General features: G+C 74.2%; 15 protein-coding genes. 6 read left to right on the plus strand and 9 right to left on the minus strand.

Annotated features, from left to right (window positions below; translation table 11 throughout):
* Positions 1 to 125: 125 nt before the first annotated feature.
* A complete protein-coding gene (locus ACIP37_RS11930) occupies positions 126 to 491 on the plus strand; it encodes a hypothetical protein (RefSeq protein ID WP_363587517.1) in 366 nt (121 codons plus the stop codon).
* Between the two features lie 527 nt (positions 492 to 1,018).
* Here ACIP37_RS11930 and ACIP37_RS11935 read toward each other — a convergent pair.
* A complete protein-coding gene (locus ACIP37_RS11935) occupies positions 1,019 to 1,435 on the minus strand; it encodes a DUF3592 domain-containing protein (protein WP_363631942.1) in 417 nt (138 codons plus the stop codon).
* Positions 1,436 to 1,580: 145 nt separating this feature from the next.
* On the minus strand, positions 1,581 to 1,817 hold the full coding sequence (locus ACIP37_RS11940; RefSeq protein WP_363631944.1) for a DUF397 domain-containing protein: 237 nt from the start codon (positions 1,815 to 1,817) through the stop codon (positions 1,581 to 1,583).
* A gap of 364 nt (positions 1,818 to 2,181) precedes the next feature.
* Between ACIP37_RS11940 and ACIP37_RS11945 the strand changes: the two genes are divergently transcribed.
* Positions 2,182 to 2,619: a hypothetical protein gene (locus ACIP37_RS11945; RefSeq protein ID WP_363631946.1), complete on the plus strand. Its 438-nt coding sequence runs from the start codon at positions 2,182 to 2,184 to the stop codon at positions 2,617 to 2,619.
* Positions 2,620 to 2,823: 204 nt separating this feature from the next.
* Here ACIP37_RS11945 and ACIP37_RS11950 read toward each other — a convergent pair whose 3' ends face one another.
* The 4 genes from ACIP37_RS11950 to ACIP37_RS11965 form a co-directional block, all read right to left on the minus strand.
* Positions 2,824 to 4,086, minus strand: coding sequence for an FAD-dependent oxidoreductase (locus ACIP37_RS11950; protein WP_363617478.1), 1,263 nt, complete (start codon positions 4,084 to 4,086; stop codon positions 2,824 to 2,826).
* A 142-nt stretch (positions 4,087 to 4,228) separates the two neighbouring features.
* Positions 4,229 to 4,660, minus strand: a complete 432-nt coding sequence (locus tag ACIP37_RS11955) for a nuclear transport factor 2 family protein (RefSeq protein WP_363587527.1) — start codon at positions 4,658 to 4,660, stop codon at positions 4,229 to 4,231.
* Positions 4,661 to 4,666: 6 nt separating this feature from the next.
* Complete coding sequence (locus tag ACIP37_RS11960; protein WP_363631947.1) at positions 4,667 to 5,470, minus strand: MBL fold metallo-hydrolase; 804 nt, start codon at positions 5,468 to 5,470, stop codon at positions 4,667 to 4,669.
* A gap of 117 nt (positions 5,471 to 5,587) precedes the next feature.
* Positions 5,588 to 6,868, minus strand: a complete 1,281-nt coding sequence (locus ACIP37_RS11965; protein ID WP_400806018.1) for an MFS transporter — start codon at positions 6,866 to 6,868, stop codon at positions 5,588 to 5,590.
* A gap of 169 nt (positions 6,869 to 7,037) precedes the next feature.
* Between ACIP37_RS11965 and ACIP37_RS11970 the strand changes: the two genes are divergently transcribed.
* The 4 genes from ACIP37_RS11970 to ACIP37_RS11985 all read left to right on the plus strand — a co-directional run bounded on the left by ACIP37_RS11970 (position 7,038) and on the right by ACIP37_RS11985 (position 11,371).
* Complete coding sequence (locus ACIP37_RS11970; protein WP_363587533.1) at positions 7,038 to 8,135, plus strand: DUF5937 family protein; 1,098 nt, start codon at positions 7,038 to 7,040, stop codon at positions 8,133 to 8,135.
* 111 nt (positions 8,136 to 8,246) lie between these two features.
* Positions 8,247 to 9,104 carry a PhzF family phenazine biosynthesis isomerase gene (locus ACIP37_RS11975; RefSeq protein ID WP_363587535.1) on the plus strand — a complete coding sequence of 286 codons (858 nt, stop codon included), beginning with the start codon at positions 8,247 to 8,249 and terminating at the stop codon, positions 9,102 to 9,104.
* An 83-nt stretch (positions 9,105 to 9,187) separates the two neighbouring features.
* Entirely contained in the window at positions 9,188 to 10,456 is a 1,269-nt protein-coding gene (locus ACIP37_RS11980) for an aminoglycoside phosphotransferase family protein (protein WP_363587537.1), read from the plus strand.
* A 9-nt stretch (positions 10,457 to 10,465) separates the two neighbouring features.
* Positions 10,466 to 11,371 carry a LysR family transcriptional regulator gene (locus tag ACIP37_RS11985; protein WP_363587539.1) on the plus strand — a complete coding sequence of 302 codons (906 nt, stop codon included), beginning with the start codon at positions 10,466 to 10,468 and terminating at the stop codon, positions 11,369 to 11,371.
* Here ACIP37_RS11985 and ACIP37_RS11990 read toward each other — a convergent pair.
* From ACIP37_RS11990 to ACIP37_RS12000, 3 genes are all read right to left on the minus strand, one after another.
* Positions 11,352 to 12,536 (minus strand): MFS transporter, encoded by a 1,185-nt coding sequence (locus ACIP37_RS11990; protein ID WP_400806013.1) that lies wholly within the window; start codon positions 12,534 to 12,536, stop codon positions 11,352 to 11,354. The two genes, ACIP37_RS11985 and ACIP37_RS11990, sit on opposite strands and share 20 nt — an antisense overlap.
* A gap of 132 nt (positions 12,537 to 12,668) precedes the next feature.
* Entirely contained in the window at positions 12,669 to 12,932 is a 264-nt protein-coding gene (locus ACIP37_RS11995) for a ferredoxin (protein ID WP_363631955.1), read from the minus strand.
* Positions 12,929 to 14,146: a cytochrome P450 gene (locus ACIP37_RS12000; protein ID WP_363587545.1), complete on the minus strand. Its 1,218-nt coding sequence runs from the start codon at positions 14,144 to 14,146 to the stop codon at positions 12,929 to 12,931. The genes ACIP37_RS11995 and ACIP37_RS12000 overlap by 4 nt, the downstream gene beginning before the upstream one ends.
* Positions 14,147 to 14,603 lie beyond the last annotated feature (457 nt).

Raw genomic sequence — 14,603 nt, forward strand, 5'->3', positions numbered from 1 at the left:
TCTGAACCCCGGTAGCGTACTTTATTCCATCATTTTCACGAGGCGACCACAACCGGTGACTTCTTGCTATTTTGTTCCTGCACACGGGAGTTCTGCCCGGAAGTCACGCAAAGGACGAACAGCGCATGAACATTGACGACGCACTCAAGGACGCGATGGCCATCGAGGGGGCCATCGGAGTGGCTGTGGCCGACTACGATAGCGGCATGTCGCTCGGGTTCCTCGGCGGGGGGCAGCAGCTCGACCTGGAGATTGCGGCCGCCGCCAACACCGAGGTCGTTCGTGCGAAGATACGCGCCTTGGCCGCGCTGTCGATCGACGATGTCATCGAGGACATCCTGATCACCCTCGGCACCCAGTACCACCTGATCCGCCCGCTGACCCGCAGTCACGGCTCGCTCTTCCTCTACCTGGCGCTGGACCGCTCGCGCGCCAACCTCGCGCTCGCCCGGCACGGTCTCAAGCGCATCGAGGCCGCTCTCGACGTCTAGCCGAGGCCGGGCCGACGGCCAGGGTGTCCGCGCCCCGTCCGGAAGGCCTGCGCGGAAGCCCTGCCTGAAGGACTGCCCAAAGGACTGCCCGAAGGCCCGCCCGGAGGGCCCGCGCGGGCCGCGTGTCGCGCGTGGAATTCCGGGCGGAGCGAATGCGGGACGTGACGAACCGGCTACGGAGATCCGTCCGTGGGAATCGGGCCTCGAATATCGCCGGTGTGCGCCGACCATGAAAATGCGTGACTTTCCGATGACTGCGCGTCATATTCGCCCCGGCTGTTCCGGCCGGCGCCGGAGCGCCGGAATACCGTGGTCGAACCGCCGGAGCGCCGGTGTTTCGGCGGTGCCGCGGAATCGGCTCGACCACGCCGCGCGCGGCACGAAGGCGCGCCGCCGAGATCCGGCGGCGGGAGCGTCCCCGGACGCGGACGACGGGTGTGTGTGTCCGCGCTGGCCCCAGGTGCGGGCGCGCGGCGGCGTCATCGCGAACCCGGCCTCGTTCTCGAAGACGATTCAGGCGGGCAGCCTCACAGGACGGCGACCGCCAGTGTGATCGCGGCCAGCACCATCAGCAGCCCGAGCGCCACGAAGCCGTACTCCAGGGGTCTGCGCTCGCGGCCTTCCACCAGGACCTGCCGGGGGTCGGCTGGATCGTAGCGGACCTGCACGTGGCCGCCGTCCGGCAGCGGGTGGCGCGGGGTGGATGGGACGGGGGAGAAGACCTCCACCACCCGGCCGTCCTCGGTCTCGAACTGCAGCAGCGGGCGCGGCGGCAGCGCGCGGTCCTCCGGGGCGGGGACGCGGGCGCGCACCAGGGCCAGGGCCGGGACGCCGACCCGGTGCAGCCGCCGGAGGTCGCGTAGGCCGACCACCCCGGCGAGGTAGGCGACCACGCCGCCCAGGCCGCCGAACACCACCACGGCGAATCCGGCCGTCCCGCCCACCGCGCCTCCCTGTCCGAATCGCCCCCGGACACCCCAGTATTGCCGACCGCAGGGACTCCTGACGCCTGGAACCCGCCCAGTTCACGGCGGAGCCCCGCCACTCCGGAAAAAGGGGTGACGGGGCCCTCAGGGCGCCGCGCGTACGTCAGACGTCGCCGAACTCGCCGGTACGGACGGCGGCAACGAAGGCCGCGAAGCCATCGGGGGAGAAGGCGAGGGCCGGGCCCTCGGGGTCCTTCGAGTCGCGGACGGGGACAACACCGGGGACGTTGGCGGCCACCTCTACGCAAGCGCCGCCGTTGTCGCTGTACGAAGACTTGAACCGCTGAGGCTCGGTGGTCGCGGTAGATCCTCTCTTTGATTCCTGCCTGTGTTGAAACACCGGGATGAGACCAGGGTGGCCTACGACGGGATCGTCGAGCTCTGTGCGTTGATGTTCACTGGCCGACGGTCCAGAAGAAGTTGATCAGCGTGACGGCCGCTCCGCACAGGATCGCGGCACCGTACGGTGTTGCCCGGGACGCACTGTTGGGGTCAGTATCGATCACGGCTTGGTCCTCCTGTCGGCGTGTGGACGTGGCTCGTCCGACAGGCAGGTGCACCGACCGAGTCCCTCCGCGACCGCAGACGGCGACCCCATCGGGACGGGGCGATGCGCCGGAGGTCGGGAATGGCCGCGACATACCATCGCAGTGAATACGAAGCGCCAGGCCGAGATTCCGGCGCCGGTGTGAGGGAGGGCCAGGATGTTCGGTTCGCAGAAGAAGCTCAACGATCTGATGGCGCAGCTCAGGCCCGACCTGAGTCGGGAATCGCTCGGTGTCGGGCCCGACTTCCCGGGCGTCGCCCCGAACCCGTTCCTGAGCAGTGATGCACGGAAGCGCAATGCGGAACTGCGTACGGGGGCGCTTGCGCTCGGCGTTCTCGTCGACTGGCGGGAGGTCAACAGCAGTCCACGCGTGGTCCTGATGCTCGACGTGGAGACCGCCGGCGGCATCTCGTTCCGCGGTATCGCGGACGAAGGCCTCACGATCACCGAGCTCACCCGACTCGCCCCAGGACAGACGTTCCCCGTGCGCTACCGGCCGGCCGTCATGGACCACTACGTCGCCCTTGCCCGGGACGCGGACCCCGCCCACGTGCAGCAGCTCGCTGACGAGATCGCGAGCCGCAAGCGGACCTGACCCGAAGCCATTGGCCGGATCCCTGGAAGCCTCTTGAAGATCCTGCTCTGACTGCCCGACTCACCCCGGATTGCCGGTAAGTGTCGATCAGGTCGAACTGGTACAGGCCGGGCGTGCTTTCAACAGCTTCATCAGGGAGCGGTCGGCCAGGAGACCCCGCCACTCCGGAAAGGGGTGGCGGGGTCCCAGGGCAGCGCGCGTACGTCAGACCTCGCCGAGCGGGGTGTCCGGGTCGGCCAGCGCCTTCGGGTCCACCACCCGCCTGGAGCGCACCAGTTCGCGGATCGGGTCGGTGACGTCCCAGACGTTGACGTTCATCCCCGCCAGCACCCGGCCGTCGGCCAGCCAGAAGGCGATGAACTCGCGGGTGGCCGGGTCGCCCCGGAACACCACCTGGTCGTAGCCGTCCGGTTCGACGTAGCCGACGTACTCCAGGCCGAGGTCGTACTGGTCGCTGAAGAAGTACGGGATCCGGTCGTACACCGCGTCCGGGTGCCCGAGCATCGCGCGGGCGGCGGTCTGCGGCTGGTTGACGGCGTTGGCCCAGTGTTCGACCCGCAGGTGCGTGTCGAACAGCGGGTGGTAGGCGTTGGCGACGTCGCCGGCCGCGTAGACGTCCGGGTCGGAAGTGCGCAGCTGCTGGTCGGTCTTGACGCCGTTGTCGATCTCCAGCCCGGCGGCCTCGGCCAGGCCGGTCGCGGGGGTGATGCCGATGCCGACCACCACCGCGTCGGCCGGCACCGTCGTGCCGTCGCCCAGCCGCACGCCGCTCACCGCGCCGCCGGAGCCGGTCAGTTCGGTGACCTCGACGCCGAACCGCAGCTGGACGCCGTGGTCGCGGTGCAGATCGGCGAAGACCTGCGCCACCTCCCGGCCCAGCACCCGCAGCAGCGGCAGTTCGGCGGCCTCCAGCACCGTCACCTCGGCGCCGGCCTCCCGGGCCGCGGCCGCCACCTCCAGGCCGATCCAGCCCGCGCCGATCACCGCGACCCGCGCGCCCGGGCGCAGCACGGCCTTGATCCGGTCGCTGTCCTCGACCCGGCGCAGGTAGAGCACGCCGTCCTGGTCCGCGCCCGGCACCGGCAGCCGGCGCGGGGTCGAGCCGGTGGTGAGCAGCAGCTTGGCGTACTCGATCCGGCCGTCGTCGGTGAGCGTCACGGTGTGCCCGGCCGGGTCGATCGCGGCCACCGCCGTGCCCAGCCGCAGCGTGACGTCCTGCTCCCCGTACCACTGCGGCGGGTGGACGTAGATCTTCTCCCGGGGCGTCTTGCCGAGCAGGTACCCCTTCGACAGCGGCGGCCGCTCGTACGGGCGCTCGTGTTCGTCGCCGATCAGGACGATGCCGCCCCGGTACCCGGCCTCGCGCAGCGCCTGGGCGGCCTTCGCGCCGCCCAGGGACGCCCCGACGATCACGATCGGCCGCTCGCGCCCGCCGTCCTCCGCCGTTCCCGCCGTGCCCGTGCCCATGCTGAACTCCTCGCTCTCCGGCCGGAATCAGGGGCCAGCCTGCCGCCGTCCGGGTGGCGTGTCGAGGGCGTGCCGGGCGCGCCGCGCCATGCTCCCCCTTACGGGTGAACGCGAACCGCTACGGGCGCGGTCAAGGAATTCGCTACGGGGTCATGGCCTCCCGGACCAGCGCGGTGTCGGCGAACTGCTCGAATCGGACGATCCGGCCGCCGCGCACCGTGAAGTGGTGGGCGACCCGCACCGCGAGCGGCTTTCCGGTGATCTTGTGGACGGCCGTGTAGCGGGCCAGCACCACCACGTTCTCGCCGTCGACCACGTAGGTGTCGTCGTGCGCCGTCCAGTTCTCCCAGGCGGCGGCCAGGCGCTCCATGACGTTGGCGGTGACGCCCTTCGGGGTGCGGTAGGTGCCGGCCAGCGGGAAGCCGGCCATCTCGGTCCACTCCACGTCGTCGGCGAGCGTGGCGCGCAGCGCGGCCAGGTCGCCGTGGGCGGAGGCCAGGTACTGGCGGCGGACCACGTCGGCCGGGGCGGAGGACTCGGCGAACGAGGCGGTGTCCCTCGGGATCTCGATCATCGTCGCTCAGCCCCAGGCCATCTCGCCCATGGCGACCTTGGTGCCGAGGTCGACGGCGATCTTCAGCCCCAGGTCGGGGAAGCGCCGTTCCAGCGCCTCCTTCGCGGCGGTCGCGTCCGGGGCCCGGCCGATCTCGGTCTCGAAGGCGCGCAGGTAGTCCCGGGTGTGACGGACGGAGGTGAGGTCGGTGGCCGCGCCGGCGGTGCGGTGGCCGGCCGCGACGAACTCCGGTTCGAGTGCCTCGATCCCGTCCAACAGGTCGATCCAGGCGGCGCGTTGGGCCGGTTCGGGGGTGTCGGCCGTCCACACGTGCAGGCCCTCGAAGAGCAGCACGCCGCCGAGCACGGCGTGGTGGTGGTGCTGCCAGAGGTAGTGCCGGTCGGGCAGGTGGAAGTCGGCGCCGCGCAGCTCGAACCGGTGCCCCTCGAAGACGAGTTCGTCCCCGTGTAGCACCTCGGGTCGGACCAGCCGGGTGGGCAGCTCCGGGCCGAGGTGGGCCCAGGCCCTGAGCTTGCCCTCGAACGTCTCCTGGATGTGCTCGACGGTGGAGGCGGTGGCCAGGAACCGTGCCTGGGGGAAGGCGTCCTGGACCTCCTGGGCGCCGAAGTAGAAGTCCGGGTCCCCGTGGCTGACGAAGACCGCGGCCAGCCGCTTGCCGGCGGCGCGGATCCGCTCCACCAGCCGGCGGCCGTCGGAGCGGGTGAACCCGGCGTCCACCAGCAGGGCGTCCTTCGGGCCGGTGACCAGGACGGAGGTCTTGTTGAGCGAGCTGTCGGGGCTGTCGATGATCTCGAAGTCGAGAGCACTCATGGGTCTGTTGTCCTTCCTGCTGCCGGGCACGCCTCGCGGCCAGCATCGGCCTTGCGGGTGCGCTCCGCATCCGGAGGAGGGGCGGGGCCGGGCCCGATCCGACCCGCGCCGTGGGCGTCACGTCCTCGGGGCCAGTCGCAGCACCGCCAGCGCCCCCAGCAGGGTCGCCCCGGCCAGCACCGGCCACAGCACCCCCGGACCGGCCGCGAGCAGCGCCGTCAGCGCCGCCGGCGCCGCCGCCCGGCCCACGCCCGAGGACAGCTCCCAGCGCGCCAGCGCCCGCCCCAGCAGGTGCGGCGGGGCGGCGGCCGTCACCAGGGCCGTCCCCGCACCGGTGTAGAGGATCTCGCCCAGCGTCAACACCACCGAGACCGCCGCGACGCCCGCCGCGCCCGCGGTGCCGCCCAGCGACCCGACCGCCCAGTACCCCAGGTAGGCCAGGGCCAGCGTCACCCCCGAGGCGGCCAGCACGGCCCGCCGCGAACGGTCCGCGAGCCGCAGCACCAGCACCAGCTGCAGCGCGATCACCAGCACCGTGTTGCCCACGAACACGCCCGACGACCACGCCGGGGAGGCGTGCAGGTGCAGCACCAGCAGCGCCGGCAGCGCCACCTCCAGCACGTCGAAGCAGAACGCGTACGGCAGGTTGGCGAGGCTCAGCAGGCTGATCCGCCGCAGCGACTCGCCCTGCTCCGGCACGTCCACCGCCCGGTCGGCGGCCCGCTGCGGCGCGCGCACCCGCAGCGACAGCACCAGCGCGGCGGCGGCCAGGCAGGCCACGCCCGTCACCCCGGCCAGCACCCGGATCGCGCCCGTCCCGCCGGTCACCACCAGGGTGGCCAGCAGCGCCCCCGCGCCCAGTCCCGCGTTGCGCAGCGACCGCCCGGCCGCCAGCGCGGCGTCCCGCAGGCGGCCCTCGGTCAGCGTGCTGACCACCGCCGCGTGCGTGGTCGGCCAGGACTGGCTGCCCACCCCGATCAGCACCGACGCCGCCACGAACCCCGGCAGGCCGTCCGAGACCAGCAGCGCCAGCGCGCCCGCCGCCCGCACCGCCAACGTGGCCGCCGCCGGCACGGTCCGGGCGCCGCGGTCGATCCACCGGCCGGTCAGCGGCACCACCAGCAGGCCCGCCACCATCCCCGCCGACATCGTCAGCCCCGCCGCCGCCGCGCCCAGGTGCAGCACCCCGATCCCGTACAGCAGCAGGAACGGCCGCAGCAGGCCGGAGCCCACCGCGTCCACCACCAGCGCGGCCGCGTACCGGGGCCCGCCCGCGGCGGTCAGCAGCCGCAGCAGCGTGGACGGGCCCCCGCGGCTCGCACCGATCGGCGGGGCCGGCGGCACGCCGTCGCGGACGGCGGCGTGGTCATGGACGGACTTCTCCTGGATCAGGCTCATGGCCGGTACCGTCCGCCCTGCCCGGCCCGCCGGGCACGTCGATTGACGCTAACCGTCAATCGACGCGGGAGCGGATCCGGGCGGGTGGCAGGATCGCCGTCGTGAGCGAACCGATCATCGAGAGGCGCGGGTGGGCGAACGCCCCTGCCGGGAGGAGCACGGCGGGCGCATGAGCGTGACCATCGACATCACCGGCCTGCCGGACGAGCGCCTGCTCTTCACACCGTCCCCGCTGGGCGAGCTGACCGCGATGCTGGACGTCCTCGCCGAGCCCGCGCACCACCCCGCGCTGCACGGCTGGGCGTCCAGCACCGCCGCGACGATCCCGCCGGAGCTGTCCGAGCGGCTGCTGGAGGCCGACTTCCTCTGGCGCTCCTCCCGTGCCGACTTCCTCGTCCCCGGCCTGCCCGGCGCCACCCTGGCCGCCGAGCTCGACGCCGTCGACCGGATGGACGACGAGTTGTACGTCGCCGCCGCCCTCGTCACCACCTGCGGCGCCTCCCGGCCGGCCCGCCGGGCGCCCTCCCCGCTCACCGACCCGGTGGCCAACGAACGGGCCCGCGAACTCGCGCTCGCCCGGGGCCCCCGGCAGGCCGCCTTCGCGGACCGGCTGCTCGCCGACCCGCCCGCCGTGCGGGCCCTCGTCCGGCGGATGCTGGAGGACTGCGAGTCCGCGTTCTTCGCCGACGCCTGGCAGCGCGTCCTGCCCGCCCTCGCCGCCGACGCCCGGCGCAAGGCCGATCTGCTGGCCCGGCGCGGCCCCGCCGAGGCGCTGGCCGCGGTCTCACCCTCCGTCACCCTCGACCAGAGCGCCGACGGGCGGCGGCGGATCGTCATCGACAAGCTCCAGGACAACGCCACCAGCGGCACCGAGGGCGGCGGCGTCACCCTCATCCCCACCGCCTTCGGCCGGCCCCACCTCGTGGTGGTGTACACCCCCGGCTGGCGTCCCGTCCTCCAGTACCCCGTCGCCGAGGCGGGCATCCCCGAACCCGTCTCGCTGGCCCTCGTCCAGCAGCGGCTGGAAGCCCTCGCCCACCCCGTCCGGCTGCGCCTGGCCCGCACCATGGCCCGCGGCGCGCACACCACCGGCGAACTCGCCTCCACCTGGCAGCTCAGCGCGCCGGAGGTGTCCCGGCACCTGGCCGTCCTGCGCAAGGCGGGGCTGCTCATCACCCAGCGGCGCGGGCGGTACATGCTCTACCAGCTCGACCTGTCCGGCAGCGCCCGGCTCGGCTCGGACTTCCTGGAGGCGTTGCTGCGGTGACCGGTGTCGTGGTGACCGGCGGACCGGCGGACCGGCAACGGGTGAGCGGCAACGGGTGATCGGGAACAGGTGAGCGGGAACAGCGGGGGAGCGGAACGCGTTCGTCCGGGCATGACCGACGACGCCTCACCCCGCATCCTGCGCTACGCCGCCTTCACCACCCGCCCCGAGGGCGGCAACCCGGCGGGCGTCGTACTCGACGCCGCAGGCCTGACCGACGAGCGGATGCTCGCCATCGCCGCCGAGCTCGGCTACTCCGAGACGGCCTTCCTGACCGCGGGAGCGACCGAAGGTGCCTACGGAGTCCGGTACTTCAGCCCGCTCACCGAGGTGCCGTTCTGCGGCCACGCCACGGTCGCCTCCGCCGTCGCGCTCGCCGCCCGCACCGGCCCCGGGCAGTACGTCTTCACGACGGCCGCGGGCGAAGTCCCCGTCCAGGTCGACCAGGACGCGGAGGGCGTGCTGCGCGCCACCCTGACCAGTGTCGAGCCGCAGGTGGAGGACGTGACCGAGGCCGACGTCGAGGAAGTCCTCGCCCTGCTCGGCTGGGCCCGCACCGACCTGGACCCGACCCTGCCGCCCCGGATCGCCTACGCCGGCGCCCGCCACCTCGTCCTCGCCGCCGCCACCCGTGACCGCCTGGCCCGCCTCGACTACGACTTCGACGGCCTCGCCGCCTACACCCGGGCCCGCGACCTGGTGACCCTCCAACTCGTCTGGCGCGAGGCCGCGGACGTCTTCCACGTCCGCAACCCCTTCCCGGTCGGCGGCGTCGTCGAGGACCCGGCCACCGGCGCCGCCGCGGCCGCCTTCGGCGCCTACCTGCGGGAGCAGGGCGCGGCGGCGGCCCCGGCGGTGCTGACCCTCCACCAGGGCGAGGACCTGGGCCGCCCGGGCGTGCTCCACGTGGAACTGCGGACGGCGGACAGCCGGATCCGGGTGTCCGGCGCGGCGGTGGCGATCCCGTAGCGCGAACGCGATCGGCCCGGTCCCGGCCCGAGGCGTCCGGAAATTCGCTCGCGTACCGGGCCCGGGTGGGCGAAGCTGCCCGGATGCAGCGAGCGAGCGAACGCACCGTCACGGTCCATCTCACCCACGGGGCCGAGTACTTCGGCCCCGTGGGCCCGTTCCAGGCGGCGGGCGGGTGGTGGTCGTCGGTGGACGGGGTGGGGGCGCGGACGGCCGAACTCGCCGGGGTGCCGGTGCTGGTGCTGCGGCTGGTGGAGGGGCGGGGCGAGCAGGGCGGGCGCGGCGGGCACGGTGGGCAGGTGTGGTACCACGCCGAGGCGCTGGAGCGGCCGACAGCCGTCGAGGCCCGGCCGCTGGACGCCGGGACGGCCGCGCTGCTCGGCCCCACCGAGCGCCGCGCGGCCTGGGCCACGTCGGCCGGGCTGGGGGAGGCGCTGGCCTGGGCGGAGGCGGAGCTGGCCGGGGCGGGCCGTCCGGTCGCCGGCCCGGCGCGGCAGATCCGGACCTGGAACCTGTCGGGCCTCCTCCGCCTCCCGACGGCCACCGGCCGTGACGCCTGGCTGAAGACCACGACGCCCGCCTTCAACGCCCGGGAGGGCGAGGTGATCGCGCTGCTCGGCGGCGTCGACCCGGGCCTCGTGCCGCCGGTGCTGGCCGCCGACCCGGCGGGCGGGCGGCTGCTGCTGGACCACGTGCCCGGCGAGGACTGCTGGTCGCCGTCCCTCGACACTGTCGAGGAGGTGGTGCCCCGGCTGGTCGCCGCCCAGGCGGCGCTGGCCGCCGACGGGCGCGCGGCGAAGGTCGGGCTGCGCGACCGGACGCCCCGCACCCTGCTCGCCCAGGCGCAGGCGCTGCTCGACCGGCTCCCCGGCGAGACCGACCTGACGCCCGGGGAACTGGCCGACGTCCGCCGACTGGTCGCCGAACTGCCTGCGCTGCTGGAGGAGTTGGCGGCCTGCGGCCTCCCCGAGACCCTGGTGCACGGCGACTTCCACCCCGGCAACTGGCGCTCCGACGGCGAGCGTCCGGTGGTCGTCGACTACGCCGACTCCTGCCTCGGCCACCCCGCCCTGGACGGGCTGCGCCCGCGCGCCTACCTCGCGCCGGAGCGCTGGCAGCACCTCGTCGAGGTCTGGCTGAAGGCCTGGAGCGAGCACGCGCCCGGATCCCGGCCGTGGCGCGCGCTGGAGCTGGTCGAGCCGCTGTACCACCTGTCCTACGCGCTGCGCTACCAGGAGTTCCTGGACCACATCGAGGAGAGCGAACGCCCGTACCACGCGGGCGACCCGGCCGCCGAGCTGCGCGCGGCACTGGCCTGCGGCGTTCCCGACCTCACAGGTCGGAACACCTAGACTGCCGGGGTGGATCGGACGACGCCAGGCCCCGTGCTCCCGGAGCTGCCGCTCCAGGAACTGGAGTGCTTCTCCGTCCTGGTGCGCCAGTTGCACTTCGGGCGGACGGCGCAGCTCCTGGGCGTCTCGCAGGGCCGGGTCTCCCAGCTGATCAAGCGGCTGGAGGGCCGGGTCGGCGCCCCGGTGTTCGAACGCACCAGCCGGCGGGTCGAGTTGACCGAGCTGGGGCGCGAGCTGGCCGAGCAGGTGGTGCCCGCCGTCGACCGGCTCCGGGAGGGCTTCGAGGCGGCCCGCGCCCGGGCCGCCTCGACGGACCGGCCGCTGCGCCTGGGGTTCCAGTGCGCCGTGTACGAGCCGGTGGCCAGGGCGATCGCGGGCCTTGCGGAGGGGGCGGCCCAGCTCGTCGAACTGTCCTGGGGCGATCCGTTCTCCCACCTGGGCCGGGGCGAGGTCGACCTGGCCATCGTGCTGTCCCCGTGCCGGGAGGACGGCCTGCGGGTGCTGCTGGAGTTCTCGCGGCAGCCGATGTACGTCGCCCTCTCCGCCGGGCACCGCCTGGCCGGGGCGGCGAGCGTCTCGGCGGACGAACTGGCCGGGCTGGCGCTGATCGAACCGCGTGGGCCCGCCCCGGACTACTGGCGCCGGGCGAACGCCCCGCGGCGGACGCCGGACGGGCGGGAGCTGGCCTACCCGGCGGGCGCGGCCACGCTCCAGGAGGGGCTGTCGACGGTGGCCAGCACCCGCCTGGGGCTGCTGCTGTGCGAGGCGAGCACGGCGTACGTCCAGCGGCCGGACATCCGCTATCTGCCGGTGCCGGGCCTGGAGCCGTCCACGCTGCTGGTGGTGCAGGGCGAGCGGCCGCCGCACCCGCTGGCCGGGGCCTTCGTGCGGGCGCTCACCGCCGTGGGCGCGTGACGGCGGCGAGCAGCAGTCCGGCCGCCGTGATCAGCGACGCCGTGAGGAGCACGGCGTGGGTCCCGGCCCGGTCGATGACCAGGCCGCCGGCGAACGAGCCCAGCGCGATGCTCGCGTTGAACACGCCCGCCCACAGCGCCGCCGAGGCCTCGATCCGGGTGGGGTCGGCGATCCGGACCCAGGTCTGGGTGGAGATCGAGACCCCGCCGTACGAGGCGCCCCAGACGACGAGCGCGATCAGCACCGCCACCACGCTCCCGGTGAGGAGCGGCAGGAGGGCGGTGGCGAGCGCGACGCCCGCGAGGGCGGTGGTCACGGCCGCCTTGGGGCGCCGGCCGGCCGCCGGGCCGAGGGTGAAGTTCCCGGCGACGCCGGCCAGTCCGTAGACCAGCAGGCAGGCGGCGATGACGCCGCTGCTCAGGCCCGCGTCGAGTTCGAGCACCGGCCGTACGTACGTGTAGCCGGTGAAGTGGCCGAGCACGACCAGCGCCGTGACGGCGAGTCCGGCGGCGACTCCCCGGCTGCGCAGCGCGTCCGCGATCCGGTCGAGCCGGCCGCGCTCGTGGACGGGGAGGGCGGGGAGCGTGCGGGCGAGGACGGCGGCGGACACCGCGCCGAGCAGGGCGAGGGCCCAGAACGCGGAGCGCCAACCGAGCAGCGCCGCGAGGTAGGTGCCCAGGGGGACGCCGAGCACCGAGGCGATGGAGACGCCGGAGAAGATCAGCGTGGTGGCGAGCGCGATCCGCGGCCCGTCGGCGAGGCGTGGGCCCAGCCCCGCGGTGATGCCCCACACGACGCCCATCGCGAGGCCGAGCAGGACACGGCCGGCGGCCAGCACGGGGTAGTCGGGGGCGAGCGCGGTGAGCGCGTTGGCCAGCGACAGCAGCAGCATGAAGGCGACCAGCATGTGCTTGCGGTCCCGGAGCCCGATGAGCGCGGGAACGAACGGGGACAGGGCGGCGGCGAGGAGCCCGGTGATGGTCAGGGAGAGCCCGGTGACGCCGTCGGAGACGCCGAGGGTCTTCGAGACGGGGGTCAGCAGCCCCACGGGCATCATCTCGGCGGAGACCACGGTGAAGGTGGCGAGGGCCACGGCGGTGATCGGTGCCCAGCGGGGCGGGCTGCCGGGGGCGGTCGGGGGCGCGAGGGTGTCGGCGTCGGTCATGGAGCCAGCCCATCAGCCGCGCCGAGGGCGGAACAAGATCGATGAGCTCATCCGTCGATTAGCCTGGCTCATCGATCCAGGGATGCCCCCGGCGCCGCCGGCCGTGGTGCGGCAGGCGGCGCCGGGGCGCGGTCACTCCGGCGGGGCGATCCGGTAGCCGCCCGCGGCCGAGTAGAGGGTCAGCGCCTCGACCGGGCAGAAGTCGACCGCGTCGGCCAGTGCCTCCGTCAGCTCGGCGCCGTCGGCCGCGTAGTCGGCCACCGGCTCGGCCAGCCCGTCGGCGCCGAGCACCAGCGAGCCGGGGGCGCTCAGGGCGCACATCCCGGAGCCGATGCAGCGGTCCCGGTCGACCCGCACGACCACCGCGTCGGCGCCCGTCCCCGGGGTGGCCGTCACCAGGCGACCTGGAGGGTCTCGGGGCTGCGGGTGAGCAGGCCCTTCCGCCAGTCGATCTCCTCGACGGGCCCGGTCAGGCGCAGCGAGGGCAGCCGGCGGGCCAGGCGGTGCAGGGCGAGTTCGAGCTCCATCCGGGCCAGCCAGGCGCCCAGGCAGTGGTGCGGCCCGGCCCCGAAGGTCAGCATCGGCGCGGCCAGCGGGGAGAACAGCTCGGTGAGCAGGTCCCCGGTGAAGACCGACGGGTCGTGGTTGGCGGCGCCGGTGTCGGCGGCGACGACGCTGCCGGCCGGGATGACCACCCCGCCGATCTCGACGTCCTCGATGGTGCGGCGCAGCAGGCCGGGCAGGTGCTTGGCGTCGCCGAGCGGGACGGCGCGCAGGATCTGCTCGGTCGCGGCGGTCGCGCTGGCCTCGTCGGCGGCGAGCCGCTGCCAGGCCTCGCGGCCGTCGGCGAGCAGGTAGACGAGCGCGTTGCCAAGGCTGGTCATGGTGGTCTCGTGGCCGGCCACGACGAGGCCGATGACCAGCGTGACCAGCTGCCGCTCGGTGATCGATCCGTCCTCGGCGGCGGCCGCGAGCAGGCTGCTGACCAGGTCCTCGCCGGGGTCGGCGCGGCGCTCGGCGATCACGGCGGCGCCGAAGCCGGCGAACTCGGCCATGGCGGTGGCGATCTCCTCGGCCGTGTAGGCGGTGGCGGAGAGCGCGTGGTCGCTCCAGTGCGCGAGCTTCTTGCCGTCCAGGTTGTCCAGCCCCATCAGCCGGCTGATCACGTGGACCGGTAGCGGCCGGGTGTAGCCGGCCACGATGTCGGCGGGGGAGCCGTGGTCGATCAGCTCGTCGATCAGGGCCTCGACCACCGAGGCGACCCAGGGCCGCCAGCGGGCGATCGCGCGCGGGGTGAAGGCCCGCTGCACGGTGCGGCGCAGCCGCTGGTGCTCGGTGCCGTCGATGTTCAGCAGGCCCTGTGGGTCGTCGAGGATGTTGGGGATGGCGGTGATCGGCGGCGCGTCCGGCTCGTACAGCGGGGCGCGGCCCAGACGCGGGTCGGTCAGCACCTGCCGCACGTCCGCGTGGCGGCTGACCAGCCAGACGGGCGTGCCGGTGGGCAGCGCGGCGAGCCGGGGCGGGCCGGGCTCCAGGCTGCGCAGGCAGTGCAGCGGGATGAGCGGGACGGTGCCGGTTCCGGCACCGGTCGCACTGTTCTCGGCGGACATCCGTACTCCAGACTCCAGGGCGGGGGGCCGCGCGTGACGGCCCGACGGGGGGTGGAACCGGGATGGTGCGGGGACGGGTGGGGCGGGCCGGCGGGCGGCTCGGCCCGGGCCGGGTCCGGCGGACCGGGACGAACGGCGGATCGGGTGGGGCGGCAGATCGGGACGAACGGCGGATCGGGTGGGACGAACGGCGGATCGAAGGCGGAAGCGAAGGCGAACGCGGACCGGAACGGGGGATGGCGCGAATCGTGCGACGGCGTACGGTCGGTACGCCTCGGCGCGGACGGCGCGCGGTGGCGCACCGTCGGGTGGGGCGGATGTGCTGAGCGTGGTCGCGTGGACCGCTTCTGCTACGACCGTACGTGGGCGGTGGCGCGCGCGTCAGCGGCACTTCCAGCCAACGGCGCTCCTTTCCGGGCACTTCGAGGCACGCTGACGGGCGCTCGGCGCCGCCCGC

This window comes from Kitasatospora sp. NPDC088861 (genome assembly GCF_044750105.1).
GTDB lineage: Bacteria > Actinomycetota > Actinomycetes > Streptomycetales > Streptomycetaceae > Kitasatospora.

What these genes read in the sequence shown, in the direction of transcription:
- ACIP37_RS11930 (WP_363587517.1), top strand. Translation starts at nt 126, where the DNA reads ATGAACATTGACGACGCACTCAAGGACGCGATGGCCATCGAGGGGGCC.
- ACIP37_RS11945 (WP_363631946.1), top strand. Translation starts at nt 2,182, where the DNA reads ATGTTCGGTTCGCAGAAGAAGCTCAACGATCTGATGGCGCAGCTCAGG.
- ACIP37_RS11950 (WP_363617478.1), bottom strand. Translation starts at nt 4,086, where the DNA reads ATGGGCACGGGCACGGCGGGAACGGCGGAGGACGGCGGGCGCGAGCGG.
- ACIP37_RS11955 (WP_363587527.1), bottom strand. Translation starts at nt 4,660, where the DNA reads ATGATCGAGATCCCGAGGGACACCGCCTCGTTCGCCGAGTCCTCCGCC.
- ACIP37_RS11960 (WP_363631947.1), bottom strand. Translation starts at nt 5,470, where the DNA reads ATGAGTGCTCTCGACTTCGAGATCATCGACAGCCCCGACAGCTCGCTC.
- ACIP37_RS11965 (WP_400806018.1), bottom strand. Translation starts at nt 6,868, where the DNA reads ATGAGCCTGATCCAGGAGAAGTCCGTCCATGACCACGCCGCCGTCCGC.
- ACIP37_RS11970 (WP_363587533.1), top strand. Translation starts at nt 7,038, where the DNA reads ATGAGCGTGACCATCGACATCACCGGCCTGCCGGACGAGCGCCTGCTC.
- ACIP37_RS11975 (WP_363587535.1), top strand. Translation starts at nt 8,247, where the DNA reads ATGACCGACGACGCCTCACCCCGCATCCTGCGCTACGCCGCCTTCACC.
- ACIP37_RS11980 (WP_363587537.1), top strand. Translation starts at nt 9,188, where the DNA reads ATGCAGCGAGCGAGCGAACGCACCGTCACGGTCCATCTCACCCACGGG.
- ACIP37_RS11990 (WP_400806013.1), bottom strand. Translation starts at nt 12,536, where the DNA reads ATGACCGACGCCGACACCCTCGCGCCCCCGACCGCCCCCGGCAGCCCG.
- ACIP37_RS12000 (WP_363587545.1), bottom strand. Translation starts at nt 14,146, where the DNA reads ATGTCCGCCGAGAACAGTGCGACCGGTGCCGGAACCGGCACCGTCCCG.